We start from the raw sequence: 9,434 nt of genomic DNA on the forward strand, positions 1-9,434 counted from the left end.
AGTCTCGACACTTTAGGCCACGCGCTAGACTCCTCAGCTATCGTCAGGACACCAGGGTAGTACTTATGGACAGCCTCGTTAAACTCCTTAATAAACTCTATTGCTTCAAGGTTCTCCCTACCACCGTATACGTTAGGCACCCACTCACCAGGCTTCCTAGAATAGTCTAGATAGAGCATCGAAGCAACAGCATCTACCCTCAACCCATCAACATGGTACTTCTCAATCCAGAATAGCGCGTTACTTATCAAGAAAGACTTGACTTCACCCTTACCGTAATCGAATACGTAGCTACCCCAATCAGGGTGGACCCTCTTCCTCCAATCCTCATATTCGTAGAGGTGCGTGCCATCAAAGAAAGCCAGACCGTGCTCGTCCGTAGCGAAGTGCGAAGGCACCCAATCAATTATCACACCAACACCACATTTATGAAGCCTCTCAATCAAGTACATGAAGTCTTGAGGCTTCCCATACCTGCTAGTAGGGGCGTAGTACCCTACTACTTGATAACCCCAAGAACCGTAGAACGGGTGCTCCATCACAGGCAAGAACTCAACGTGTGTGAAACCCATATAACACACGTAATCACATAATCTGTCAGCAAGCTCCCGGTACGTCAAGAACCTGTTACCTTCTTCAGGAACTCGCATCCACGAACCTAAATGAACCTCGTATATAGTTATGGGTGCCTCATAAGAATTCTTCGAAGCCCTAACACGCAACCACTCGTCATCCCCCCAATCGTAACTCAAGTCCCAAACGATAGACGCAGTCTTAGGAGGTGTCTCCCACAAAAACGCGTAGGGGTCGCCCTTAAAAACCTTGTAGCCCCCGAACTTAGAAACTATGTAGTACTTGTACTTATCACCGACTCTGACCCCACCTACGAAGCCCTCCCAGATGCCGGAGCCGTCTCTCCGAGGAATCAGCTTATGTATTCCAGTCTTCCAACCGTTAAAGTCGCCAACCACGTGTACCTCAACAGCGTTAGGAGCCCATACCGCGAAGTAAGTACCTGAAACTCCGTCAACGACTAAGGGGTGAGCACCTAACTTCTCGTAAATCTTATAATGTCTTCCTTCTCTAAACAAGTATACGTCATAATCAGTAATCAGACTATACTCAACCACGCCTCTACTCATAGACTTTCTCTCTAGCTAAACTCCTTATCTACGTGAAGTAAGTGATTTACATCACTTACTCAGTTAAGCTAATTAGTTCCTCAAGAACCTTAACAACTTCACTTAATTCTTCGGTAGCTAGCTTCTTAGCTAACTCCTCATTACCTAAAACATTCTTGACCCACTCAGAAATATACCCTCTCTTCAGATGTTCTCTCACTACCTCCTCGGGCGCAAGACCGTACTTAATGACTACGTACAAGTGCTTCAAGCTCTTCATCCTGAGCGGGACTGGAGCCCCAGTACTAGGGTCTGTCACCACATAAGCCTTATCTTCACTAACCTCCGTCAAGACACTCTTGAGAGATTCCTTAACTCTCTTACCCTTATCAGTCAGCATGTAAGTACCTTTAGACACCTCAATTACTAACCCCTCCTCGAGTAACTCCCTCAAGTACCTCCTCAAAGTACTCCTACTAAGACCAACCAACTCACTTAACTCATGACACCTAACCTCTCCCTCGATCTTGGCAAGAACGTTAAGTAGTGACGCCCTCACCAACTCACACCCCTAATATATTTGTTGATGGTATGGTTAAAAATATGGCTGACACATACTCTCTTTGAAGAATTAATTCTTGATCATAAAGATTCTTACTCGACTTAACCCTCCAAACCAAGAACTCAGTTCGAGAATTTACTCTCTAAGTAACCCACGAAATACTCCGGGTTGTAAGTCTCGCCAAAAGACTTGAGTAGCAGTTCTTTGGGTGGGTAAATCGAGCCCCACCTATGTATCTTCTCTCTCAAGTAGTCCTTAATTCTCTGAAAGTCTTTGTTGACTACGTGAGCGTAGAGCCCGCCTAAGTCTCTGTCCATATAGTAAGCTATCTGAGAGGATAACAATGTTCCCAGCGTGTAGGTGGGGAAGTAACCTATAGAGCCCATACTCCAGTGTATGTCTTGAAGAACGCCCTCAGAGTAGTTCTTAGGCTTAATACCCAGCAAGCTCTCCATCTCGTGGTCCCACAACTCAGGCAATTCAGCAACCTTCACCTCACCCGTGATCATCAGCTTCTCTAGCTTGAATCTGAGGATTATGTGGAGGTTGTAAGTGACTTCATCAGCGTCTACGCGGATCAAAGAAGGCTTCACAGTATTGAAGTACACGTATATGTCTTCAGGGTCTCTATCCCTGGCGGGACTCACCAGTCTGACTAAGTCTATGAATGCGTTGACGAACGCTCTAGACCTGCCTATCACGTTCTCCCAGAACCTACTCTGAGACTCGTGAATGCCGAGCGAGACTCCACTACCTACTGGAGTATACTTAAGTTCTTCATCAATCTGTAGTTCGTAAAGCGCGTGGCCAAACTCGTGAATCACGCTGAATAACGTCCTCTTGAAGTCGTAGCCCTCATATCTAGTAGTTATTCTGACGTCCTTCAAGCCCATGTTTATAGTGAAGGGGTGAGCCGACACGTCAAGCCTTGCTCTCTTACCGATCGGAAACCCGAAAGTCTCAAGCACCGCCAGGTTAAGTTTCTCAGCTTCTTCTCTTAAGTACTTCTCTTTCTCTAGGGGATGATCTACTGAGTACTTACCCTCACTAAGCACTCTATCTAATACTCTCCTTATCCTGGGCTCTAAGTATGTGAACATAGTTTCTACGTCTCTAGTAGTCATCCCCTCCTCGTAGATGTCTAACAAGGCGTCGTAAGGGTGTTCCCTAAAACCCAGGTAATTCGCTTTCTCTCTCGTCAAGTCAACTATCTTCTCTAGGTAAGGCCTGAAAATCTCGAAATCATTCTTTTCTCTAGCTACTTTCCAAGCCACCCGACCTTCCTGAGTTACTCTAGCCAACTCCTCAACAAGTCTTGGAGGCAAGACCCTAGCAATCCTGACTTCCCTCTCAAGAACTCTAACAACGCCTCTCTCGTAATCGTTTAGCGACTCCTGCTTAGAAGCTCTCTCGAGAGCCTCAAGAAACTCCCTACGAAGTAGCAACTCCTGAGTCATGAGACTCAACTCTGCGTGAGCAACACTCCTCTCTTCAACACCCTCAACAGGCATGTAAGTCTCTAGATCCCAGCCCATGACAGACATCGCGTGCGATAAAGCCCAAACCCTCCTGTAAAGTCTTAAGAGGTCTTTAACAGCTTCGTTCACGAAATACATTAAATCACCTATTAAAGATGGCGTAACACCATATAAGCATAAACCCCAATAAAGTGTTCCAAATTAACTAATAAAGCATTTCCCGTCTCCAAGAGAGGTGAAGGATCAGCTTAAAAATCTACTCTTGACTTTCATACGGGTGTCGCGGCTGCTAGACTTCGGCTACGCGCTGATCACCGCTGGCCTATGGTCTCTTAACCCGGCCTTTATAAGCAAATACAAAAACGCGTTACAGCCCATCCTCTTCACCGGACTTAGAGCCCTGCTAGCCCTACTTCCCACACTCCTACTATGTTCCTTAACAGGGTTTAGAGTTGAGGTAACACCGCTCAGCATCCTCTTATTCACGGCTTCTGCCTTGATAGGGCCTGGAATAGGCGACGCCGCCTACACTAGAGCTATTCAGGTCTTAGGCGGCGGGAGAGCAGTAGTCGTGGCTTATACCTACATATTCGTGGCTCAAGCTCTCTCAGTCCTCTTAGGAGAAGTCTTGAGACTGGGCGTCTTAGTCGGGGCGGTCCTAGCGTTTCTCGGACTCGTTATTTCAGCACCTAATAATTCAGGAAATAAGGAGGCCTCGTTGAAGAACTTCAGTTACGCTGCTACAGCATCACTATGTTGGGGAATAGGAACAGTACTAAGCACTATGTCACTTCATTACGCAGACCCTACCTCACTCCTAGTGATTAGGTTGGGAGTCTTAGTGGCAGTTTTTATACCTGCAGGTCTGCTGAGTATTCACGCCAAGAAAAATTACAGCATACAAAACAACCTGAGAAAAATGATCGAGTGTTCTGGGATAACCGGAGTTATCGGATGGTTTGGAGGTATGTACTTCTTTCTCTTGTCTTTAGCCACTGTAGGCACCGCCTCAACAGTCCTTGCGACAGCATTAACTCCAATACTTTCAATGATCACTACTAGAGGGGTTGCTAGAGAGCTTCATAATCATGCCTTGATTTTAGGTGCTGCATTAACATCTCTTGGTATAGTGGTCGCAGCCTTTCTTAGCTGATTACTGACTCCCTCCCAGTAAGGGCTCCAGAAATACTAGAGAAGCATTCTAGAAAATTTCTGGTTAGGTCTTTATAACGGGTTTTAACCAGCTACCCCTCACTATCCACAAAAACGCTAGTAACCCGGTTATTATGTTGCTTATCGACATACCGATCCAGAGCCCCCTAACACCCATCCTGAAAGGTCCTGGACCGAATAAGTAGGCTAGTACATTCCTCAAAACCCATAACCTAAAGAGACTTAAATACATGACTGTCTTCGTGTGTCCAGACCCGCTCGCGACAGAGAAAGCAGCTCTCAAAATCACGAAGAATATTATTGATGGACCCATGTATAAGAGGAAGTCAGCTGCCCCCTGAACGACTTCAGGGTCTGAAGGAGCGAACACGGAGACTACCGAGTACCTGAAAACTATATAGGCTGAAACTCCTAACCCGGTTATTAGAGTAGAGTAAAGCACCGTCTTAAGAGCTGTTATCTTAGCTCTCTCATACATTTCAGCACCTAGACTCTGACCAATTATTGTGGCAGTAGCTCCGAGCAAACTAGCGACAAAAATGTCGAGGAGCCCGAGAGGTCTGTCACCTATCCCCCAAGAAGCTAGTGCGACACTACCTAACATGCTTATTATTGCGGTCAAGAGAGTGAAGCCTCCTGCCTCACCAATCGATGACACAGATATAGGCAACCCTATCTTAACTAACTTACGCAACAACCACGGCTTCGGCCTCAAATGGCGTAACTGGAGTTTCTCACCTCTAATACCCTTAGTCAAGACCCTCATAGCTATGAGTGAAGCAATGAAGTCACTCAGTAGCGTGGCTATAGCAGCCCCCGCAACCCTCATAGAGGGTATGGGACCTAAACCAAATATTAAGACAGGGTCTAAAACTACGTTCAGCAAGACTCCCGCGACTCTAATCTTCATAGGAGTTACGGTATCTCCGGCTGCACTAAAAATAGATACTGTGGCGTCCATCAAGCCAAAGATAGTAAATCCTAGTGAGAAGTACCTCCCGTAAGTCACGGCGTCAGGAATTACCTCAGCAGGCACTCCTATGACGACCATCATTAGAGGCAGTAAGAAGTAAGCGACTAAGCCGACAGGCAGTCCTAGAAGCAAGACTATCAGTAACAACTGCCCGGCAGCATTCATGGCTGACTCATAGTCTCTAGCACCCCAATACTGAGAAACTAGAGATATACCTGCCTGAAAAACACCTGCTAATCCAGCAACTACTAAGAAAACGACAGGCCATGTAGCGTTAACAGCGGCTAGAGCTTCTCTCCCTAACCTCCCCAACCAAAACATGTCTGTTATGTTGTAGACTACCTGAAGAGCCTGCATCACACCTATAGGGAGACCCAGCTTCAACATAACCTTAACTATAGGCTCCCTCAACACCCAGTCTTTATCATCCAATCACAGCACCTACTAAGTAGTGAATAGAGCTGACCACGAAAATAAGCTAAAAGAACAACTAAGTAGTCAGTAACTGATCAAGAGAAGTTCTTTAGTTTGACTCATATTATAGGGGCTTTAGTAAACTCATCAACTACTAAGACCTCATCAAAGAGTGAACTACTAACCAAAACATCACGTATGTTCTTAGCTATAGTTGTCCACAAAGCGTGATTTATGAACTTACAGAAGGGACAGCCCGGGTCACTACTCAAGAAACTCAAGTAAACAATTAGCCTCCTCCCATCACTAGATATCCTGAGCCTACTCACAACACCTGAAGAAATAACATCAACGTCAAACCCAGGAACAACTACCTTCCTCAACATATCCTCAACAAGCCTCAACTTACTTAGTAGAGTATCTTCACTCACGTACCTCTCCCAACTAAATAATCAAATGAAGATGTTAATAAATTATTGTGTGAACTATTAGGATACCTTAAGGAATAGATTAAATTAATTAACATAACCACACACAACTCGCGAGAGACTGATCAATAAATACTAAATACTTTTAACCAGGTACTTATAGATTTTATTAGGTGATTACACGTTATGAAGTCAGACCTCTCTAAAGAAGATGTCTTCTCACTACTTAAGAAACTCTCTGAGAGTATAGGTCCTTCAGGTAATGAGGACAGTGTTAGAGAGTTAGTCATAGATGAGATGAAGAGAGTAGCTGACGCGTTGAGAGTTGATACGTTAGGTAACGTCATAGCAGTTAAGAAAGGGTCTAGAGGTAGTGGTAAGTTGATGCTTGCTGCACACATGGACGAGATAGGGCTGTTCGTTTCACACATAGATGAGAAAGGATTCTTAAGAATACTGCCTATAGGAGGAATCCCTGAAAGGTCGCTAGTCTACCAGAGAGTCATAATCAAGACTAGAGATGGGAGACGCTACAGGGGTGTGATAGGTCTGAAGCCACCTCACGTAATAAAACCCGAAGAACTTCGTCAAATACCTGAGATGAAGGAGTTTTTCGTCGACATAGGCGCTACCTCAAGAGAGGAAGTCCTCAACATGGGTGTTAGGGTAGGTGACATAGCTGTATTTGATAGAGAGTTGAGTGTACTGACGGGAGATAGAGTCACGGGCAAAGCAATAGACGATAGAGTAGGTCTAGCAGTAATGCTGAAGTCTTTTGAAGTTATTGAGTCACCAGAGCTTGACGTGTATGCGGTAGCGACTGTTCAGGAGGAGGTGGGACTTAAGGGTGCTGAGGTAGCAGCGTACTCGATAACGCCTGACGTAGCCCTCGCCCTAGACGTGACGGTAGCGAGTGACTTTCCCGGAGTCTCTGAACACGAGTGGTGTACTCAGCTAGGTAAGGGTCCTGCCATAAAAGTAGCTGATGGCAGGTCTGCTTCAGGACTTATAGCACACCCAGAAGTAGTCAAGATGCTAATAAAGATAGCTGAGGAGTCGGGAATACCGTACCAGGTGGAAGTCTTGGCAGGGGGAACAACAGACGCTTCAGTTATAGCTCTGAATAAAGAGGGAGTGCCTGCAGGTGTAGTCTCAATACCTTCACGTTACATACACTCACCAGTCGAGGTCATAGACCTCAAAGACGTATTAAACGCTATCAAACTAACTAAAGCGTTTGCGGAGAGAGCTACTCACGAGTGGGTGAGCTCATTAAAAGAACGTAGAATAAAATAAGACGCGATACTTGAGGCCTCATACTAGAACTTCTTCATTAAAACAGATTTACATTTTTAACGCACTACCTTTTTAACTTGCTGGCAAACATTTCTTAGGTGTTCCGCAATGTATAAGTTTAGTAAAACTAAGCTACAAGGCATGATCGGGTACGCTTTAATTCCTGAGGGGCTTGAGACTTACCCAGGTCTTGTAGCTCTACACGCGTTTAATCAAACACCTGAGTCAATATACGAGATTACTAAGAAGTTTGCTGAGTCGGGATTCTTAGTCTTTGCCCCAAGATATACTGACGCAAGCGACGGCGTCGTAGTTTCCGTGAATGCTTTAAGAAGCCTTAAATCGTTTAAGGGAATTGACCCCTCTAGAGTAGGTATTTTTGGTATTTCGCTTGGAGGCACTGTAGCTCTGCTAGCGTCTACGCAAGAACCAGTTAGTTTCGTCATCGACGTTGGTGGTTGGGTAGACTTGGCAGACCTTTACAACCACCTTTCTAAGTTCCCTACTGGTACACCGCAGAAATACATAGCTGAATTAGTTAAGTCAACTATAGGAACTCCTGAAGAAAGTGCCGAGATCTACACGTTATCAAGCCCTATAACTTACGTAGAGAAAGTTACTGGTAAGGTCTTAATAATACACGGCGGTAAAGACACTATGGTTCCAGTAACACAGTCTCAGAGATTACTCGAGAAACTAAAAGAATACAATATCGAGGCTAAGCTAGAGATCATTGAGGATGCTGACTACCTGTTTAGCAAGAAAGAAGAAGAGTTAGTGAGGATTTCCCTAGAATTTCTAAGAAGTCACAAAATAATCTAATCGTGAAGCTAGTTGCAGTCACTAACAGAAAATGTTTACATATGATAACATAACTATTTTTAGTTGTTTAAACTCATTAGTCGTGAGGTGCTACAAGAGTTGAAACCACCCACATTAATGGCTACGTTAGTTGTCCTCATAATAATAGCGGGCATAGTAGGGTTCCTAGCAGGTCAGATGTCAGTACCTCCCGGCGGACTCACTACTGTGACCCTCACCACAACACAGACAGTAACGTCTTACGTGACGGCTTCACCCACGCCCACAACTACTCCAGGCTTCATCGGCACTGTTAAAATAGGAGCTCTGTTACCGCTGAACCTACCGATTGGTCAGATGATGCTTAACTCTATTCAGATGGCTGTTGAGGAAATCAATGCTGAGGGGGGTGTGCTGGGTTACAAGATAGAAGTAGTTACTTATGACACTGAATGGAGTGGTGATAAAGCTAACGCCGGCTACAAATACCTAGCTGAACAAGGAGTAAAAGTAGTTGTGGGAGTCTTCGGGTCTCACGAAGCACTAGCCATAATGGACTTGCTTCAGCTTTATGAGGTCCCAATAATTGCTTCAGGAGCTGTTAGTGACGCGATAGACGCGATGGTTCTTCAGAACTACGACGCGTACAAGTATTGGTTCAGAGCATACGTCAACGCAACTTCTCAAGCAGCAGCTACTTGGGACCTCCTAGCTTACCTTTCCAGGAGGTTTGGCTGGACTAAACTAGCGTGGATTTATGAGGACTTGCCGTGGGTCATACCACACGCACTTTACGGGCAAAACAGGTCTGTTCAGGAGGGTGTGGAGATAGTCTACACTCAGGGAGTCCCGACAGACATAGGGTCCTTCACAGACATATTCGCTCAAGCAGTAGCTTCAGGCGCTCAATACATAACTTGGCAATTCTCGGGCACTGAAGATTACGTGTTCGCCAGAGACTACAGCTTAGGTCAAGTACCTCTCTTAGCTGTTGGGGGAGGTACTTTCGCAATGCTTGACGCCTTCTATAACCAGACTTTCGGCGCTGCAGAAGGACTAATATGTATTTCTTGGGGATTCCCAATACCGATAACCGAGAAAACCATGAGTTTCTATAGCAAGTACAAGAATAAGTACGGGACTGAACCAATATTCACTACTTGGTACGCCTACGACTCAGTCCACATG

General features: G+C 45.2%; 9 protein-coding genes. 4 read left to right on the top strand and 5 right to left on the bottom strand.

Features of this window, described 5'->3' with window-relative positions:
• The 3 genes from glgB to QXL29_05960 all read right to left on the bottom strand — a co-directional run.
• The coding region (gene glgB / locus QXL29_05950) for a 1,4-alpha-glucan branching enzyme (protein MEM2284134.1) at positions 1–1,142 on the bottom strand (1,142 nt) is incomplete at its 3' end.
• 55 nt (positions 1,143–1,197) lie between these two features.
• Complete coding sequence (locus QXL29_05955; GenBank protein MEM2284135.1) at positions 1,198–1,680, bottom strand: winged helix-turn-helix domain-containing protein; 483 nt, start codon at positions 1,678–1,680, stop codon at positions 1,198–1,200.
• 125 nt (positions 1,681–1,805) lie between these two features.
• A complete protein-coding gene (locus QXL29_05960) occupies positions 1,806–3,299 on the bottom strand; it encodes a carboxypeptidase M32 (GenBank protein ID MEM2284136.1) in 1,494 nt (497 codons plus the stop codon).
• 97 nt (positions 3,300–3,396) lie between these two features.
• Between QXL29_05960 and QXL29_05965 the strand changes: the two genes are divergently transcribed.
• The gene (locus QXL29_05965) at positions 3,397–4,314 is read left to right on the top strand and encodes a DMT family transporter (protein ID MEM2284137.1); all 918 of its coding nucleotides are present in this window, start codon (positions 3,397–3,399) and stop codon (positions 4,312–4,314) included.
• A gap of 63 nt (positions 4,315–4,377) precedes the next feature.
• On the opposite strand, the gene QXL29_05970 is transcribed toward QXL29_05965, so the two are convergent.
• Positions 4,378–5,739: an MATE family efflux transporter gene (locus QXL29_05970; protein MEM2284138.1), complete on the bottom strand. Its 1,362-nt coding sequence runs from the start codon at positions 5,737–5,739 to the stop codon at positions 4,378–4,380.
• A gap of 101 nt (positions 5,740–5,840) precedes the next feature.
• The gene (locus tag QXL29_05975; protein ID MEM2284139.1) at positions 5,841–6,152 is read right to left on the bottom strand and encodes a hypothetical protein; all 312 of its coding nucleotides are present in this window, start codon (positions 6,150–6,152) and stop codon (positions 5,841–5,843) included.
• Positions 6,153–6,335: 183 nt separating this feature from the next.
• Between QXL29_05975 and QXL29_05980 the strand changes: the two genes are divergently transcribed.
• The 3 genes from QXL29_05980 to QXL29_05990 form a co-directional block, all read left to right on the top strand.
• On the top strand, positions 6,336–7,445 hold the full coding sequence (locus tag QXL29_05980; GenBank protein MEM2284140.1) for a M42 family metallopeptidase: 1,110 nt from the start codon (positions 6,336–6,338) through the stop codon (positions 7,443–7,445).
• Between the two features lie 108 nt (positions 7,446–7,553).
• On the top strand, positions 7,554–8,267 hold the full coding sequence (locus tag QXL29_05985) for a prolyl oligopeptidase family serine peptidase (GenBank protein MEM2284141.1): 714 nt from the start codon (positions 7,554–7,556) through the stop codon (positions 8,265–8,267).
• A gap of 63 nt (positions 8,268–8,330) precedes the next feature.
• On the top strand, positions 8,331–9,434 hold a 1,104-nt coding region (locus QXL29_05990), incomplete at its 3' end, for an ABC transporter substrate-binding protein (protein MEM2284142.1).

This window comes from Zestosphaera sp., assembly GCA_038843015.1.
GTDB lineage: Archaea > Thermoproteota > Thermoprotei_A > Sulfolobales > NBVN01 > Zestomicrobium.

Bases quoted from the DNA above. Each gene is read 5' to 3' on its own strand.
- QXL29_05960 (MEM2284136.1), bottom strand. From the start codon at position 3,299: ATGTATTTCGTGAACGAAGCTGTTAAAGACCTCTTAAGACTTTACAGG.
- QXL29_05980 (MEM2284140.1), top strand. From the start codon at position 6,336: ATGAAGTCAGACCTCTCTAAAGAAGATGTCTTCTCACTACTTAAGAAA.
- QXL29_05985 (MEM2284141.1), top strand. From the start codon at position 7,554: ATGTATAAGTTTAGTAAAACTAAGCTACAAGGCATGATCGGGTACGCT.